The sequence below is a fragment of the Gimesia sp. genome (assembly GCF_040219335.1).
GTDB lineage: Bacteria > Planctomycetota > Planctomycetia > Planctomycetales > Planctomycetaceae > Gimesia.
This window is the reverse complement of sequence record NZ_JAVJSQ010000023.1, coordinates 25,214-41,711: the sequence shown is the minus strand read 5'-3', so window position 1 is coordinate 41,711 and position 16,498 is coordinate 25,214. Positions and strand designations below refer to the sequence as shown.

Below are 16,498 nucleotides of genomic sequence, written 5' to 3'. Positions count from 1 at the left end.
TGAAGTTGTACATAGCTCACACTTCAACGGTAGAGAAACTCTTCAAATGATCGGCCGTGTGGAAGTGAGGTGTGCTATTATAGCCATCTCCTCGGCGGTAGGAACGTAGTAACCTTGAACCCGAAGTCCACTGCTGCTCGACTTGACTATTGCATCCCCATTTCCGAGAAGGTCTTCCGCGCCGGCTTCGTCAAGGATGACTTGACTGTCGTTTCTAGTGGGGAGTCTGAAGCTAATACGACAGGGGAAGTTGGCTTTGATTTTACCGCTGACGATATCGACGCTTGGGCGTTGGGTGGCAAGGATTATACTGTACCCGAAGGCTCTCCCCACTTGGGCGAGACGACACACGTTTTGCTCTAATTCGGAGGCGGCTTTCCCGGCGCTCATGCTAAGATCAGCGTATTCGTCGATGATTATGACGTGGTGTGGGATTGTGTCATAATCCTCGGCGACGGCTTCCTCGTTGTGTTGTTGAACGCTGGGGTAGCCGCTCTTACGGAGTGCTGCTTTGCGTGCGGGCATTTCGTGCTCGAGAATCTTATTGAGATACTCGATGCAGGCTTCAGGTTCATCGACAGAACGGTTTGCTCCTACATGGGGAAGTTTGATGTAGGCTCCGAAGTCGAGGCCTTTGGGGTCTAGAATGCTGATGGTTACTTCGTTTGGTGTGTATTGCAGAGCAAGGCTAAGAATGACGGCTCTGAGGAAGCTACTTTTACCACTACCAGTTGCCCCTACCAGAGGACCAACACGACGAATATGAAGTGCTAAACCGCACGGAATAAGTTTGCAGACATGTGCACCGGCTATAACCGGAGATACCGTCTCCATTTTATGAGTCGGGGACAGGAGCCAGATAACTGAAATGCGGAGAATCCAAGTGATCTACGAAGGAATCGACTTTGCTCATATTCAGGCGAATCTTGGCCGTTGCTATGTTTCCGATGACAGCCAGGCACTCCAAGTGCTGTTGACTGGACCAAACAAGCCTGAGGACATCCAGCGGCGGGCCATAGATTGCCCATTAGGCGTGTCATGGGGTCTCACACAGCTCGTTCAAGGCCACCTGCCTCCGGATCTAGGCGGCGACGGTTATAAGACGCGGGAAACCGAACGCTGGTTGCGTAACCATGCTACCATGTATCAAACCAATCAGCTTTGGCGCGCACGCAGTAACGCCGAGAGAGAACAGTATCCGAGGGCAAGCTACTTCAACGGCGGTTCACATGTGCAATCTGCAGCCGGATTGCAAATCGTACCAGCCTGTCTAGCCTGGTTGTTACAACAAATCGCTCCTGATGCGAAACCGAATCAGCGGCTCGCCGCTGCCAGCGCTGCACGCCGTGGCGAAGGTCTCATCATTGAGGCGCACCCCCGGATGTTCCTCTATTCCGCCATAGAACGCTTATATCGAAGTGATTCGACGGTGGTGACGAATGAGACCTTGAATGTTGTTGCCGGCTACAAGGGAAATAATTTGGAGGCAGCTGGAAACCGTCGTATCATCTATGATCTGCTCCAATCCAATCCGGCCTGGATGGGCCAGACTCCCCGCGAGTTGCTTCCGGTAATTCCTCCCGAAGAAGTCATTGAATCCGATCACACTTTCGATGCTTGGCTGGCTGCACTGACAGCGTGGGCCCACGAGAAAAACGAAACACTGGGTTGGATTGAGGCAGGCATCGATCCAGCTCATGTTGGTGCGGAGGGCCACATTCTCGTCCTTCGCTAGCTCTCTCTATAAAATCACGGACATTTGCAATTGCGCTCTTTGCTGCTGATCAAGTGAATCCGTACTCCGATCCATGAGCAGCACTGTGTGTGTCGCGTGAGGTAATTAGCACAGATGTGCCTCCTGAGAGGCTCTCAGGAGCGATTTAAGGCAGAATGCCGGAAAAAGCCCATGTTTTTGATCGAGGGGCTAGAGAAGCGATCCTGGGCGTTTCAGAGGGTGTAATCTTACACAGAAAATTACAGAATAACGGACCACGTACTGGACCACTACTATTTGGCAGATAGTGGACCAGTTTTCGATTCCGTAAACCCTGTTTCAACAAGGGTTTAAAAGTCGGGGCGACACGATTCGAACGTGCGACCTCTTGCTCCCAAAGCAAGCGCTCTAGCCAAGCTGAGCTACGCCCCGTCATTGGATCAGTGGCACAGTTTAGAGAGACACGGAGAAGCCGTCAATGGTTCTCACTATTCTCTTCATAAAATAGGCCAGCTGAATCGGTTGGAAGGATTCCAACGGAAATGACACGAATATTTAAGACTAGATCAGCATTCAGCGGGCAGATCTTTAATGAAATTCCCGCGAACACCAAATGGACGCTGTTTTCGCCTGATAAATGGGTGGGAACAGGCTTTCTCACCCTTTATGCCTCTTGTTCGAACAGATCGCGGACCAGGCCAATGGGGGTCTGGGCGAGGTGATCGTTCATTGCCCGGGCGGCTGCTTCCGGATCTCCGGAGGCGAGGGCCTGGACGATGCGGAGGTGCTCTGCATTTTCTTCCATACGGTCGTAGTCTTTGACGTTCTGCCGTTTGTTGTGACGGACCTGTCTGAGTGTGCGATGCAGGGCTTTGTAGCGGCTGATTTCGAGCACGAGCCGTTCGCTGTCACAGGCGCGGTAAATCAGTTCGTGCAGGTAGTCGTCCCATTCCTGGGTCTTTTCCGACCAGGCCACGGTCCGCTTGGCCGTGGAAAGCTCAGTAAAGATCTGTTCCAGCTGGGCGAGTTCGTGGGGTGTGATGTGGCCGCAGGCACAGCGGGCGGCTTCACTCTCGAGGATGCGGCGGACCTGACAGATTTCACGAAGTTCCCTGGCACCGAAGTTCCGCAGGACGGCGCCCCGGTTGGGATAGATTTCGACGATGCCGATGCCTTCCAGTTCGACGAGCGCCTCGCGGACGGGGGTGGCACTGACGTTCCATTCGCGAGCGAGGGACTGGACCGTCATCCGCTGGTTGGGCTGGTATTCACCCTGAAAAAACTTGAGCAGAACCTGCTGAACCAGGGTCTGGCGACGGGAGCCGTGCATTAACTCTTTTGAAACAACTGCAGCCATTCACTTTTACTCTTTGAAATTAAATTTACTTTTCGGTCATGTAACAACTAGACTCACTCACACTTTTCAAGCCAGGATCTCTTTCACGACGGTCCCTTCCACATCGGTGAGTCGACGTTCGAGGCCGTTGTGATAGAAGGTCAGGCGTTCGTGATCCAGTCCGAGCAGGTGGAGAATCGTCGCGTGGAAGTCGTGGACGGTGACGACATTGTCGACGGCCTTGTAGCCGAATTCGTCCGTGGCTCCGTAGGTAAAGGGGGCTTTAACGCCGGCACCGGCGAGCCAGCAGGTGAAGCCTTCGGGATTGTGGTCGCGACCGCTGGCCCCTTTCTGGAAGGTGGGCATGCGACCGAATTCGGTACACCAGACGACCAGCGTGTCTTCGAGCAGGCCGCGCTGTTTGAGGTCTTTGATGAGGGCCGCGGTGGGCTGGTCGAGAACCGGACCGTGGATGCTGTACTGATCCTTGATCTTTTTGTGTCCGTCCCAGTTGCTGACCCCTTCCCCGCCCGTCTGGTAGGCTCCGTTAAAGAGCTGAACGAAGCGGACGCCTTTCTCGATCAGGCGACGGGCGAGGAGACAGTTCTTCGCGTAAGCCGCTTTGAGCTGGTTTTCGCTGTCATCGATGCCGTACATATGCATGGTGCTGGCTGATTCCTGCGAGAGATCGCTGATTTCGGGAACACTGAGCTGCATGCGGGCAGCCAGTTCGTAGCTGGAGATGCGGGCCGCGAGTTCGGAATCGCCGGGGAAACGGGCCAGATGCTGTTCGTTGAGGCGCTGCAGAAAACTGCGGGTGGCGCGATCGGTTTTCGCATCGATGGAGGCGGGACGATCCAGGTTACGAATGGGCTGTGCGGCATTGAAATCGGTTCCCTGAAAAGCCGCGGGAAGGAAGCCGGGCCCCCAGTTGTTGACGGAAGCCTGTGGCGTGCCGCGGGGATCGGGAATCGCGACGTAGGACGGGAGGTCCTGATTTTCGCTGCCCAGAGCGTAGCTGGTCCAGGCACCCATACTGGGGAAGCCGTCGAGGGTGAAGCCGGTCGACATGTAGTTTTCGCCCGGGCCGTGTGTGTTCGTCTTGCCTTTGATGGAATGCAGGAAGCAGATGTCGTCGGCCAGTTCCCCGAGGTGGGGCACGAGGTCGGAAATCATCTTGCCCGATTCGCCTCGCGGTTTGAATTTCCAGGGACTCTGCGTGAGGTTCCCCTGCTGGCCCTGGAAGGTAACGAGTTTGTCGCCGCCAGGCATCGGCTTGCCGTGCATTTTGACGAGCGACGGCTTGTAGTCGAAGGTATCCAGATGACTGCAGGCTCCCGAGCAGAAAATGACGATGACATTTTTCGCCGCGGCCGGGAAATGGGCATCGCGGGGGGCGAAAGGCTTGCCCGGATCAATTTCGGGCCGGATGGGGGCTTTACCACCCACGGTCAACCGGGGTTCTTTCTCCGCGGCAAGCAGATGCTGTTCGGCGAGCATCGCGGAGAAGGCGATACTGCTCAAACCGCTGACGGACTGACCGAGGAAGTTTCTGCGGTTAAGCAGATGACGATTCGCGGGAAACGGGTTTTGAGGAGCGCTCATGTGTGACTCTCAATGCCTGGTGAAGTTGACCTATTGAATAAACAGAAGCTCGTTGCTGTTGAGCAGCGCCCGGCAGAAGGCGGGCAGTTTTTCTGTCTGAATGAACTGAACCGAATCGCTGAGCTCGGACTCGGTGGGGGGACGTGAATAACAGAGTTCGAAGGCCCGTTTGACCTGGGCCCGTTGATCGCCGGGATGCTCGCGTTCCAGACGCTGGGCGAACAGGTCGGCCTGTTGCAGCAGGAACCGGCTGTTGAACAGATTCAATGCCTGCAGCGGCGTTGTAGAGCGACTGCGTTTGGCGACGGAGGTGGCGGCGTCGGGACAGTCGAACAGACCGAAGACGGAATCCTGTTCCATGCGGACTTTGGTCATATAGATCATGCGGCGCCAGTCAGGGGGGCCGTAGGTTTTCTTGGGGTGATAGTGCCGCACGTTCTCCGCTTCGACTTCGAAAGCACTGAAACCGGGTCCGCCCATCTTGAGATCCAATACGCCGGTCACAGCGAGAATCGAATCGCGGATCGGCTCAGCTTCGAGACGGCGGGGCGGGAACCGCCACCAGAGCTGGGAGGCGGCATCGACCTTGAGTGCCCGGGGATTAGGTTGACCGGACTGCTGATATGTAGCGGAGGTAAGAATCAGGTGATGAATGTGTTTGAGGGACCAGTCATGTGCGATCAGTTCCTGCGCGAGCCAGTCGAGCAGTTCGGGGTGCGTGGGTGGTACGCCGCCTGCTCCAAAGTCGCTGGGCGTTGTCACCAGCCCCTTACCGAAGTGGAACTGCCAGAGGCGGTTCACGATGACGCGTGCGGTCAGTGGATTCTCCGGAGAAGCGATCCACTCGGCCAGCCGTTTGCGGCGTTCGTTTTCGGGAGCAGTGGTACTCAGTTTCAGATCGGTAAAGATCTCGGGGGCATTCGGCGGAACCTGTTCGCGTTTGGCCAGGGGTTCGCCTCGATAGAGGCGGTGGGTCGGTCCGGGTGGCATGAATTTACCTGCATAGACGATGTCTGATTTCTGCAGGCGTTTGAGGTCGCTCTGTTGCTGCTTCAGTTCGGTAAGCAGCTGCTTGCCAGCCTGGGCCTGTTCGGCGGGCAGGTGGTCGAAATGGTAGGTGGTGCTGGCGGCCTGGAGTGTATCGGCAGGCAGCGTGAGGGGAAGTCGGTCACTGGAGCCGGCGATCGTCTGCCAGTCAGTGCCGGTCTCTGAGACCTCGATGAAATAATCGACGGGGACGCGGTCGCTGTATCTGCCTTCGCGATCACGGCCCCATTCGATGCGATCGATGGCCGTGGTCTGCGGGAGTTCGATCTGGATCCAGCCGCCGCCGTTCTCGTGGGAAATCCAGCTGTGGCTGTTGCCGTATTTGCCGTCGTTGATGTGCTCCAGCTTGTGAATCGGATATCCGGGCAATGCACTGGAACAGGTGGCTTTTGCGCCTGCGGAAGCGAGGGCGACGTTCTGCCCGCCGGAGAAGATTTCCAGTTCATCCAGACAGGGAGCACTGCTGTTGGTGGCGTGAACCGTAAAACGTACGAAGCGGGTTTCCACCGGGCTGATGCGTTCCACATTGTGGGTGGGTTGCACCGGTTTCCGGAACACTGGTTTAGGCAGGCTCTGATCGGAGGGGGAGAGAGTTACTGACTCCCAGAGGATGAGGTCCGCAGTGACAGCGGTGCCGTGTTTGCCGCCCACCAGGAGCAGGGCGTTCTGCGGTTCAAGTGTGACGACACCCGCATCGTGGAAACCGCTCCAGAGGGCCGCTCTGCGGGCTGGTTTCGTTCCATCGGCGAAGCGTTGCTGATCGACCTGGGCGACTTCCTGCCAGTCATCTGTGGTCTGGGGGTTTCCATCGCGGTCCAGAACATAACGGACATCGGTGCTATGCGACTCGTACCCACAGCCCCAGGAGAGCCAGAGGCGATAGTCACCGGTTTGCCCGGGCTTCCAGGCGACCAGGGGTTTGCCTGGCTCGTTTTTCCACCAGCTGTATTTACCGCCACTCAGGTTGGGCGAGCGGGTGGGGCTGCCGGGATCGTCCTTTGCCCCTGGATCGGTGCCTGCAGGATTAACGCCGAAACCGGCACGCGTCTGCAGGACATCCAGACGGGGAGACGTCTTTGCTGGTGAAAGTTGATCGTCGATGGAGACGAAGCGGCGGGACTCGGGTCGGCGGCGATAGGGTTCCAGTTCGGATTTCAGTTTCGCGATACGCGTCTGTTTCTGGCGGATTTCTTTCTGTTGTGACGCGGGAGTCGGCAGACTGCGGTCGCCGTGCTTGACGCCGGCGAAGATGGCCTGCATCGAATAGTAGTCGGCCTGGGTCACGGGATCGAATTTATGATTGTGACAGCGGGCACACCCCAGGGTGAGGCCCAGGAAAGCGGTACCCGTGGTATTGATCATGTCGTCGAGTTCGTTCTGACGCTGCATGAGGGTCAGGTTGATGTCGGGGCTTTTGACCTGATCGTAGGGGCCCGCGACGAGATAGGCGGTACCGGTCGGGTCGCCAAAACTGTCACCGGCTATCTGCTCTTTGATGAACTGGTTGTAGGGCTTATCTGCGTTGAGTGATTGAATGACGTAGTCGCGGTAAGGCCAGGCATGTGGTCGTTCGCGGTTGGTTTCGAAGCCATGCGTTTCAGCGAAGCGGACGAGATCGAGCCAGTAGCGGGCCCAGCGTTCGCCATAGTGCGGGTTGTTGAGAGTGGCGTCAACCAGCTTCTCCCAGGCGTCGGGGCTCTCGTCATTCACGAAGCGTTCGACTTCAGCGGGCGTTGGGGGGAGACCGAGGAGATCCAGGTAGAGCCGGCGGATGAGTGTTCTGCGATCGGCGCGGGGATTATGGGTCAACTGTTTCTGCTGGAGGCGATCCAGGATGAAAGCGTCGATGCCGGTACGGACCCAGGCGTCTTTGGTATCCGGGGGCGTGACTTTGGCCAGAGGCTGAAAGGACCAGTGATCGGTCGTCCGTTTTTCCTCTTTGACGACGCCATCTGGTCCGGGCCACGGGGCGCCCTGATCAATCCAGTCCGCCAAGAGCTGGATCTGTGCTGCGGTGAGCCGTTCGGATTCGTCGGGGGGCATCAGCAGGCCGGCCTCTTCTCCCCGCACCAGTTTGAGCAGGTGACTTTTTGCGCTCTGGCCGGGAATGATGGCTGGTTCGCCCGAATCGCCTCCCCGGAGCAGGCCTGCTTTGCGGTCGAGGCGGAACTTGCTTTCCTGGGTGTCGGCGTTGTGACAATCGAAGCACTTCGACTGCAACAGGGGAAGGACCTGTTTCTCGAAATCGATTTTCTGCTTCGCTTCAGGCGGCGCTTCCGCAGCACCGAGAGGTAATAACGATACCAGAGGAATCAGACAGAGCAGACATGTACGCGCTAACATGGCAGATCATCTTTGTGTTAATTGATTCAGAGACTCAGGCGGGAAACGGATACCCTCATTATGGTCCCTTTGCGGGAGGTCCTGGCAATCCCAGATAATCTATTATTCTGTCAGATTATATATAATCCTGCAAATCAAAAATCGAATTTCTGAGGCAGACTGGGAGCGGGGCGAAAAAAATATTTTCCATTTTCAAAAAAGTGAGGAACACTTTTGGATGGATCCGGGGTTTGTTTGAGTACTGTATTTCAGTTTCAATTTCACAGGAAGTGTTGAGGGGCGCAATGCCGGTTTTCGTAACACGTGTCGTTTTGGGAATCGTTTTTCTGGGAATCGTTGTCTGCCTGATCCCGGACGTGGAAAAAAAGCAGGAGAAAGAACCGGCGCGCCAGCTGAGTTCCATTCCCCGTTCGAATATTGTGCCCCTGCCCAAAGACTTAAAAGTCGTCGATGATGTTGTCTATCACCCCGGCAAAAAGACCCGCTGGCGGATGAACCTGGTTCTGCCTCAGCAGGTGGAAACTCAACCACGGCCGGCTCTGGTCTTCGTTTATGCCGGGGGTGGTTCGGGCGGAAACAACACGACTCGACACTCTCGAACAGGTCCCCTGCATTACGCCCGCAAAGGTTACGTCTGTGTCAGCCTTTATCATCGACTTTCGGATGAAACCTCATTTGCTGACTGCCTGGAAGATCTGAAGTGCGCCATTCGCTGGATGCGGGCACATGCGGATAAGTACCAGATTGACCCGGAACGAATTGGCGCCTTTGGAAATGCGAACGGTGGTTCCATGGTCTGCCTGGTCGGATTGATGAAACAGAGTCAGCAGGTTGATTCAAGTGCCCCCTGGCACGACCAGTCCAGCGAACTGAATGCATTCTGCGTGACCGCGACGCCGACAGACTACCTGAGCTGGGCAGATGGCATCGAGCATCTCCCGCGGATGATCCATTTGACATGGAAGAACGAAGACGAATTGAAAACGGAAGTCGCGAAAATTTCGCCGATTACTTACGTCCGTGGGGATGCCCCGCCGATGCTGGTGATGCATGGCGTACTGGATCCCTTCGTGGATGTAAGCCAGGCAGACCAGTTCGTGGCTGCGTTGAAATCTGCCGGTGCCCGGGATGTGACTTACTATCGTAGCGACGAAGCCGGTCACGCGGTCTTCTTAAGAGACCAGACCCAGACGTTCCCGATGATGGAAGACTTTTTTGCCCGGACCCTCGGCTATCCCAAGGGTTACAAAGTGGCCCAGAGATAATCTTCGGATTGCTCAGCGAACGGCCATCGGCTGCAGTTCGTCGCCGGTGATCGGATTCAGCCGCCGGGCTTCGGTGACCTTCCATTCGCCTCCGATCTGCTGCCAGGTCAGTTCCCAGCGGGTGGGTGCGCGACCGCTGATGCCCTTAAAGGTGGCCGCACCATTGGCACGAAAATGCGTTTTGGCAATCGAGTCGTCGGCCAGCATTTCCGTTTCGACGTCGGTAATCCGCAGATCTCCGTCGATTGTGACTGTATTCAGCGCCAGCATGACCAGGGTTTGCAGCGGAATGGCGCGGGGGCTGATAAAGCCCATTGTCGCATCTACTTCTTTGTGCTGAAATGCATTGGCCAGAGCATAGAGGTCGGCTTCGACGCGTTCGCGGGGCGTCACGATGCTGATTTCAACCATGTAGGAAACTACCAGCATGACCAACGCAATACCCATGCCCACGAGGTATTTTGACTGTCGCCTCAGGTAGTACTGAATAAACAGGATGGCTGCAATCACGGAGCAGATGGCAATGGGGGGAATGGCTGTTTCGGTAAACCACATTGAATTGTCTCCTAGACTGCAGGATGATTTTCCAGGACGGCCAGGTTGTCGCGGTGAATCACTTCCGAATAGGGAACGGATCCCAGGATGGAAGCGATCTGATCGGAACGGTGCATAATGATTTTTGCCAGATCGCCGGAATTGTAATTGGTCAGACCCCGGGCAAATTCCTCTCCACTGGGACTGACGAGGGTGACTGCTTCGCCGCTCTCAAAGGTGCCATCAATCGAGCGGATGCCGATCGCCAGGAGCGACTTGCCCCCTTCACGAATGGCGCGGGTGGCACCTTCATCAAGATGAAAGCGTCCCTTGGGGCGGATGGTATAGCCGATCCAGCGTTTCCAGGCAGAGACCGAGGCTCCCTGGGCGTGAAACAGAGTACCGACATCCTCGCCCTGCAGAATGCGATCCAGAATCCCTTCCTGAGTCCCGTTGGCAATGATGACATTCTCACCGACGGCAGTCGCCGAGCGGACGGCCTGCAGTTTTGATTTCATGCCCCCGGTTCCCCGCGAGCTGCTGTCGTCGGTCGCCAGCGCGAGTAATTCGGGTGTCCAGTCCTGCACCGAAGAGATGCGGGTGCTTTCAGGAGATTTCGGATCGCCATTATAAAGACCATCGACGACAGACAGGATCACCAGCAGCGGCTTTTTGACCAGGCTGGTGACCATGGCGGCCAGGTGATCGTTATCGCCAAACTTGATTTCCTGGATGCTGACGGTGTCGTTTTCATTCACAATCGGGACAGCACCATACTCAAACAGCGTATGGATGGTGTTACGTACATTGAGATAGCGCGTCCGGTTTTTGAAATCGTTGGCAGTCACCAGGAGCTGGGCGGCGTGATAGCCGTGTTTGCGTAAGTAGCGGTCATAGCGACGGATGAGGTGTGCCTGTCCGACAGCGGCGGAGGCCTGCAGGTGGCCCAGATCGCGGGGGCGTTCTTTGAGTCCCAGCAATCCCATGCCGGCACCGATGGCACCACTGGACACGACGACGACTTTGCGTCCGGTCGTTTTGACACGGTGAATCTGTTCTGCCAGCGTTTCGATCCGTGCGGGGTCGAGTGTATCGTCCGGGCAGGAGAGAACGTTTGTTCCAATTTTAATCACCAGCGTTTCCGCTGAGTCGATGACTTCGCGACGGGTTAGACTCACAGTCTGCACTTTTTCCGGGAATCACAAAAAATTTTCAAAGAGGTACTCGCCACCGGGTCCCTATTTCTTAATATTTATATAATATAGAAGTCCGGGGCCGGAGCATAGACAATCATCAGTGCGAGCATGTCGTAAATCAAAGGGATTTCCTGTAAAACGGCGTTTTTCTCTCTCAATTTGCTGATTCTGTTTGACGCTCAAGCAGGGCTCGGGAACAATTTACCGCATAGTTCACCCGGTTCACACTGATTTCGAAACTCTATTTCACGAACTAAGGCAATTTATGTCGGAACTATACCACGAATGTGGAATTGCAGCCGTCTACCATCTTCCCAACCGAGATCCCAGTCCTCTGACTCCCCTGGGCGACCCTGAAAAGACATCGCAACTCATCTCCCGGTTACTGCTGGATATTCAGAATCGCGGCCAACTGGCTGCGGGAATGACCACGTTTAACCCGGGCCGGAATCAGTTGATCGATACTCACAAAGATGTGGGGACCGTCACCGAGGTATTCCAGCTGAATCATCAGCAGACCTTCAACAGCCTGATGAAGAAGTATGAGGGCCCCGCGGCGATTGGCCACGTGCGGTATGCGACCTGTGGGAAAGATGACCGCAGCTACGCACAGCCGTTCGAACGCCATCATATCCAGAAATCAAAATGGTTCAGTTTCGGCTTTAACGGTCAGCTGGCCAACTACCAGGAACTCTGCAAGGAAATCCTGACCGAGTCCGACTTCCATCTGGCCCGGGAAACCGATACCGAAATTCTGATGCACTTGATCTCGCAGGAACTTTCCAAAGAGAATCCCGCCGAGCTGTTCGACATGCTGACCACGCTCAGCAAACGTCTGGACGGTGCTTACAATATTGTCTTCCTGGATGCCCTGGGGAATATGTTCGTTTCCCGCGATCCGGTGGGACTGCGTCCGTTGTGCTATGCTTTTGATGGTTCGCTATTCGCAGCCGCGTCTGAAAGTGTGGCGTTGGCCAACATGGGCTTTGAAGCCGAGCAGATCAAGAGCCTGCCCCCCGGTTGTGCGATTGTGATTCAGGACGGCGAGCTGACAATTCGCGAATATGCGAAGCCAACACAGAAGGCACACTGTTTTTTCGAATGGATTTACTTCGCGAATGTCTGCAGTACCCTGGACGACCAGAGTGTGTACATCACCCGTAAACGTCTGGGCGAAGAACTGGCTGAGCAGGAAACTGTGCCCATCGATGAAGATACCATCGTCGTACCAGTGCCGGACACCGCGAAAGCAGCCGCCGACAGTATGGCGTATACCCTGCGAGTGCCCTGTCTGGAAGGCTTGATCCGTAACCGTTACATCGGGCGGACCTTTATTGAAGGGGCCAACCGTAAAGACAAAGTACGGGCGAAATACACGCCGCTGCCGGAAGTTCTGGAAGGGAAGCGGGTACTGCTGGTGGAAGACACGATCGTCCGTTCGACCACGATGAAGGCATTGATCAGCCAGCTGAAGGAACGGGGCCGGGCCAAGGAAGTACATGTCCGCGTGGCCTGTCCGCCGATCATAGCTCCCTGTTTTTACGGCATCGACATGTCGACGATCAACGAGCTGTTCGCCCCCAAATTCCTCAACGGTGGCGAAATGAGCCCCGAAGTGGAAGAAGCGATGGCCGAGGCGATTGGCGCTGATACACTGAAGTATCTGCCCAAGGCTTCGATCGCGCGTGCCGTAGGTTTGCCCGGCAGTTCTCTCTGCCAGGCCTGTATCGATACGACTTATCCGACCGAGTCGGGTCGTCGACTGTATCAGATCGCGGTAGAGAATTCGCTGAACGATAACGGCGAAGAAGCACACCGGACCTACGATGTCACCCTCTCCAGTAGTCCGGTTCGCTCCTGAGACGCATTCTGATTTCGACAAAGGATGGTTTTGACTGATGTCTAACTCGCATGAGATCGAAATCCGGGTCCGTTATAACGAAACGGACGCCATGGGATTTCTGCATCATGGTAACTACTTCACGTACTTCGAAATGGGCCGCACCGAGCTCTTCCGTTCCCAGGGTGGTAACTACCGCGAGATGGAAGAGAAAGGCTACCTGCTGGTGGTGGCTAAGATCGAATGCAAATACCGGCTACCGGCCCGCTACGATGATGTGCTGACGCTGCGAACGACCCTGGAAAAAGTGACCGGGGCTAAACTGGTACACAAGTACGAGCTGTTTCGCGATGGTCAAAGCGTGGCGGTGGCCCATTCCGTGATTGCATGCGTGGACCGGGAAGGCAATATCCAGCGGATGCCCGCGGCGATGGAGCAGTTGGGGACGGAGTGAGCTTTCGTCCGGAATCCAGTTTCTGAGTGTGGGTGAAGCTCACCTGTAGAACAATTGAGGTAGCTGCTTCGTTCTGGGTTGTAAGCTTTCCCTGACAGTTTCCTGCTCGCTGCGCTCGGCCCGGATTACATCCGGGCCCACCCTTTTATATTTCGCATCAATCTTAGTTGGGTAGCCTCGAATAAAATTCGAGGTTGTCGGAGACAACAGGAGGTTGCGGAACACGCTTTTTGTTGCAGGCGGGTGAACCTCACCTTGTGAATGAGCGAAGTTGACTGCTACACCCGGAATTGAGCGATTTCACTGAGACCTCCTGCTCGCTGCGCTCGGCTCGGATTACATCCGAGCCCACCCTTTGATATTTCATATCAATCTTAATTGGGTGGCCTCGAATAAAATTCGAGGTTGTCGGAGACAACAAGAGGTTGCGGAACACGCTTTTGTTGCAGGCGGGTGAACCTTACTTTGTGAATGAGAGAGGTTGACTGCTGCACCTGGAATTGAGCGATTTCACTAAGACCTCCTGCTCGCTGCGCTCGGCCCGGATTACATCCGAGCCCACCCGTTAAGCGTGACTTCAGTCGACTTGTGCCTGGACTGCCTGTTGCTGTGTTGCGAATTTGGGTGGTTTGACGGCAGTTGCTTTGTCGTTGGGGGGAATGGTTTTGACGACCTTCCAGGCGAGACCCAGTTTTTCGAGAACGAGTATTGCGCCGTAGGTCATGTCGAGTTCCCACCATTTGTGGCCGTTCTTTGCCATCCGCTGGTATTTGTGGTGATTGTTGTGCCAGCCTTCGCCGTAGGTCAGCAGAGCCACCCACCAGAGGTTGCGGCTGTCGTCGGTGGTTTCATAGTTGCGATAGCCCCAGATGTGCGTGGCGGAGTTCACGAACCAGGTTGCATGCAGGACGTAGAACAGACGCACAAACATGCCGTAGACGAGCAGGCTGAGGCCCAGTTCTGTACCGCCGGCCCAGTAGCCGATGCCGTAGAGGAGTGCGCCGAGTCCCAGGTGCCAGTACAGGAAGGTTCGCTGCAGCAGACGCATGAACGGGTCTTTCAGCAAATCGGGGGCGAACCGCTGATGGGTCGCCTGAATTTCCTCTGCACTGTGAAAAGGAACGAGCCAGAGAATGTGGCTCCACCAGCGACCATCGCGGGGCGAATGCGGATCGCCGGGCTGGTCGCTGTGCAGGTGATGTTTACGATGATTGGCAACCCACTGGATTGGAGGCCCCTGCCCTGCCAGCAAGCCGATGAGTCCTATCAGTCGATTCATGAACGGATAGGTCTGAAAGCTGCCATGCGTGAGCAGACGATGATAGCCGAGACAGATACCGATGCCGCCGGTGAGCCAGCCCAGGAACATACAGGTAAAGAGTCCGGTCCAGGTGAAACAGAACGGTGCTGCGAGGACGCCCAGATGAATGGCGACGACCCAGCCGATATTCGCCCAGTCGGGTGTGGTATAACGGCCCGACTCAGGCATCTCAGCAGACGTGTTTTCAGGAACAAGAGGATCCGTTTCCGGAGGGGGCACGAGTGTCTGCTGGGAATTCATTCAATAAGACCGATGCTGTCAGAGTGTGGAGTACCAATAAAAAACCGGCCGATTCTAGGGGGATTGGGCAATCATGTCTATAGTGATGGGGTTTGATGGGAGGAAATCACTCACTTGGGGTAACGTCTGCTCAGTTTTTCTGTGATTCGTGCTGGTTTTGTGACGTTTTTGAGCAGGTTATTTCTGTAATCGATGGGATTATTTCTCATTTGTGTCGTTCGTGAGGTTCGTGGCGGCTCCTGTTATGTCTGAGCTGATCAGGGCCTTGCCAGGCGGGCGGACACATGGGTCCGCGTCCTACATTTTCTGGTGAGGTGCGTTGCTGCTGAAATGCTATATTCTCTGAGACCTCCTGCTCGCTGCGCTCGACTCGGATTACATCCGAGCCCACCCATTTTCAGGGGTTCTGATACTTTTTTGAGATGACTGTTGGTGAGTCAGCAGTGTCTCCCTTCGCTTCAGGAAGGGATGGACTTCTGGATTTCAGTGAGTTGCTTCAGCTGTTGATCGCTCATGCCATCAATGCAGAACTTCACCGGTCGGGCACAAAAGGGAGTTGCATGAACCTGGAGTAACCAGTCCAGGGCGCGTTTGGAAATGAAGTTGGTCGCCATGGGGTCGTCTCCGTTACCATAGACAAAGTCGGATCCATCCCAGCGGCTGCCTTCCAGGACGGGAATCTCTCTTTGTGAGAGTGGTGAGACAATCAGTTGCCGATCGGCGGGCCCACCATGTTTTTCCTTGATTGTCCAGGTGCTTTTTTCGCATGTAGGGCAGGTCGAATTGCCGTGTCCACATGACTGACAGATTAATGGTTTGTGACCACAAAACGGGCAGGCATTTTCAGCGCCTTGAACCTGGGAGGGGCGCAAACATGATTTGCCTCTAAACTGGAAGACGAATAGAGGCGGTAGGTTTTTTTCCAGGGGACCTTCCGGATCCTTGATGGATACCGGAACGAAGACAGCCCCGGTTAAACCACTCTGTTTAATTCGCTCCACAAACGTCTGGGGCACCAGTAACGCATCTACTTCACACGGCATTTCATACCAGGGTTTAGTAAGATTAAACTCGGAGAGCAGAATTTTCTGATCTGCAGAATTCCAGACTTCGACTTCCAGGCTGGCAAAACCACTTTGCGTTACATGCGACGGATCGGCGGGGCAACGTTCCAGTTTGACGCGTTTGGCTTTGGTGATTCCCGATTCCAGCCAGGCCCGCTCCTCTGCATCGGCTGCTTCAGCTTCTTCAGCCAGTTCGAGCTCGGTCGGCGAACGCTTGGAGATATACTCCCAGCCGTCTGCCTTTGTGTACTCCAGCTCTGCGATATCGGGGTCCAGGGGAACAATGAATTCATAAAAGAGATCTGTTCTCAGAGTCCCTGAGTCATCCTACCCGAGTCATCCTAGTAGATGTGGTATTCGTACATGTGAGTTACTTTCTTACTTGCAGCCGGAATCGGCATCGTGTGTCAAATAAACATTGTGATGATTTTAAGACAACAAGGAAAGACCTTTGACATCATTCAGCAGTGTATTTATTCCTGTTTGATGAAGATGATTGAAATAGTCACAACCTCAAAAGAATTATCAGGAACCGTGAG

The 16,498-nt window shown here is 55.2% G+C and carries 12 protein-coding genes and 1 tRNA gene; 4 read left to right on the top strand and 9 right to left on the bottom strand.

The features are described 5' to 3' along the window. Positions 1-42: 42 nt before the first annotated feature. Positions 43-834 (bottom strand): FtsK/SpoIIIE domain-containing protein, encoded by a 792-nt coding sequence (locus tag RID21_RS19390; protein WP_350191700.1) that lies wholly within the window; start codon positions 832-834, stop codon positions 43-45. A 49-nt stretch (positions 835-883) separates the two neighbouring features. On the opposite strand from RID21_RS19390, the gene RID21_RS19385 reads away from it, so the two are divergent. Then, a complete protein-coding gene (locus tag RID21_RS19385) occupies positions 884-1,735 on the top strand; it encodes a DUF429 domain-containing protein (protein ID WP_350191698.1) in 852 nt (283 codons plus the stop codon). Between the two features lie 336 nt (positions 1,736-2,071). Here the strand turns inward: RID21_RS19385 and RID21_RS19380 are convergent. The 4 genes from RID21_RS19380 to RID21_RS19365 all read right to left on the bottom strand — a co-directional run bounded on the left by RID21_RS19380 (position 2,072) and on the right by RID21_RS19365 (position 8,045). Continuing rightward, positions 2,072-2,146 (bottom strand) — tRNA-Pro (locus tag RID21_RS19380). A gap of 232 nt (positions 2,147-2,378) precedes the next feature. Next, the gene (locus RID21_RS19375) at positions 2,379-3,071 is read right to left on the bottom strand and encodes a GntR family transcriptional regulator (RefSeq protein WP_350191696.1); all 693 of its coding nucleotides are present in this window, start codon (positions 3,069-3,071) and stop codon (positions 2,379-2,381) included. Between the two features lie 66 nt (positions 3,072-3,137). Further along, complete coding sequence (locus RID21_RS19370; protein WP_350191694.1) at positions 3,138-4,655, bottom strand: DUF1501 domain-containing protein; 1,518 nt, start codon at positions 4,653-4,655, stop codon at positions 3,138-3,140. A gap of 30 nt (positions 4,656-4,685) precedes the next feature. After that, entirely contained in the window at positions 4,686-8,045 is a 3,360-nt protein-coding gene (locus RID21_RS19365) for a DUF1553 domain-containing protein (protein WP_350191692.1), read from the bottom strand. 284 nt (positions 8,046-8,329) lie between these two features. Between RID21_RS19365 and RID21_RS19360 the strand changes: the two genes are divergently transcribed. Continuing rightward, positions 8,330-9,310 carry a prolyl oligopeptidase family serine peptidase gene (locus tag RID21_RS19360; RefSeq protein WP_350191690.1) on the top strand — a complete coding sequence of 327 codons (981 nt, stop codon included), beginning with the start codon at positions 8,330-8,332 and terminating at the stop codon, positions 9,308-9,310. Between the two features lie 12 nt (positions 9,311-9,322). Here RID21_RS19360 and RID21_RS19355 read toward each other — a convergent pair whose 3' ends face one another. Both RID21_RS19355 and proB read right to left on the bottom strand, forming a co-directional pair. After that, a complete protein-coding gene (locus RID21_RS19355) occupies positions 9,323-9,865 on the bottom strand; it encodes a hypothetical protein (RefSeq protein WP_350191688.1) in 543 nt (180 codons plus the stop codon). 11 nt (positions 9,866-9,876) lie between these two features. Further along, entirely contained in the window at positions 9,877-11,022 is a 1,146-nt protein-coding gene (gene proB, locus RID21_RS19350) for a glutamate 5-kinase (RefSeq protein ID WP_350191686.1), read from the bottom strand. Between the two features lie 283 nt (positions 11,023-11,305). Here proB and RID21_RS19345 point away from each other — a divergent pair, with 283 nt between their 5' ends. Together RID21_RS19345 and RID21_RS19340 are read left to right on the top strand one after the other, a co-directional pair. Next, positions 11,306-12,901, top strand: coding sequence for an amidophosphoribosyltransferase (locus RID21_RS19345; RefSeq protein WP_350191684.1), 1,596 nt, complete (start codon positions 11,306-11,308; stop codon positions 12,899-12,901). Positions 12,902-12,938: 37 nt separating this feature from the next. Beyond that, a complete protein-coding gene (locus RID21_RS19340; RefSeq protein WP_350191682.1) occupies positions 12,939-13,334 on the top strand; it encodes an acyl-CoA thioesterase in 396 nt (131 codons plus the stop codon). A gap of 577 nt (positions 13,335-13,911) precedes the next feature. Here the strand turns inward: RID21_RS19340 and RID21_RS19335 are convergent. Together RID21_RS19335 and RID21_RS19330 are read right to left on the bottom strand one after the other, a co-directional pair. Further along, positions 13,912-14,895, bottom strand: coding sequence for an acyl-CoA desaturase (locus tag RID21_RS19335; RefSeq protein WP_350191680.1), 984 nt, complete (start codon positions 14,893-14,895; stop codon positions 13,912-13,914). Between the two features lie 458 nt (positions 14,896-15,353). Next, on the bottom strand, positions 15,354-15,938 hold the full coding sequence (locus tag RID21_RS19330; protein WP_350191678.1) for a hypothetical protein: 585 nt from the start codon (positions 15,936-15,938) through the stop codon (positions 15,354-15,356). Positions 15,939-16,498 lie beyond the last annotated feature (560 nt).

Coding starts and splice junctions, on each gene's coding strand:
- RID21_RS19390 (WP_350191700.1), bottom strand. CDS start 834: ATGGAGACGGTATCTCCGGTTATAGCCGGTGCACATGTCTGCAAACTT.
- RID21_RS19355 (WP_350191688.1), bottom strand. CDS start 9,865: ATGTGGTTTACCGAAACAGCCATTCCCCCCATTGCCATCTGCTCCGTG.
- RID21_RS19340 (WP_350191682.1), top strand. CDS start 12,939: ATGTCTAACTCGCATGAGATCGAAATCCGGGTCCGTTATAACGAAACG.
- RID21_RS19335 (WP_350191680.1), bottom strand. CDS start 14,895: ATGAATTCCCAGCAGACACTCGTGCCCCCTCCGGAAACGGATCCTCTT.
- RID21_RS19370 (WP_350191694.1), bottom strand. CDS start 4,655: ATGAGCGCTCCTCAAAACCCGTTTCCCGCGAATCGTCATCTGCTTAAC.
- RID21_RS19375 (WP_350191696.1), bottom strand. CDS start 3,071: ATGGCTGCAGTTGTTTCAAAAGAGTTAATGCACGGCTCCCGTCGCCAG.
- RID21_RS19365 (WP_350191692.1), bottom strand. CDS start 8,045: ATGTTAGCGCGTACATGTCTGCTCTGTCTGATTCCTCTGGTATCGTTA.
- RID21_RS19345 (WP_350191684.1), top strand. CDS start 11,306: ATGTCGGAACTATACCACGAATGTGGAATTGCAGCCGTCTACCATCTT.
- RID21_RS19360 (WP_350191690.1), top strand. CDS start 8,330: ATGCCGGTTTTCGTAACACGTGTCGTTTTGGGAATCGTTTTTCTGGGA.
- RID21_RS19330 (WP_350191678.1), bottom strand. CDS start 15,938: ATGCCGTGTGAAGTAGATGCGTTACTGGTGCCCCAGACGTTTGTGGAG.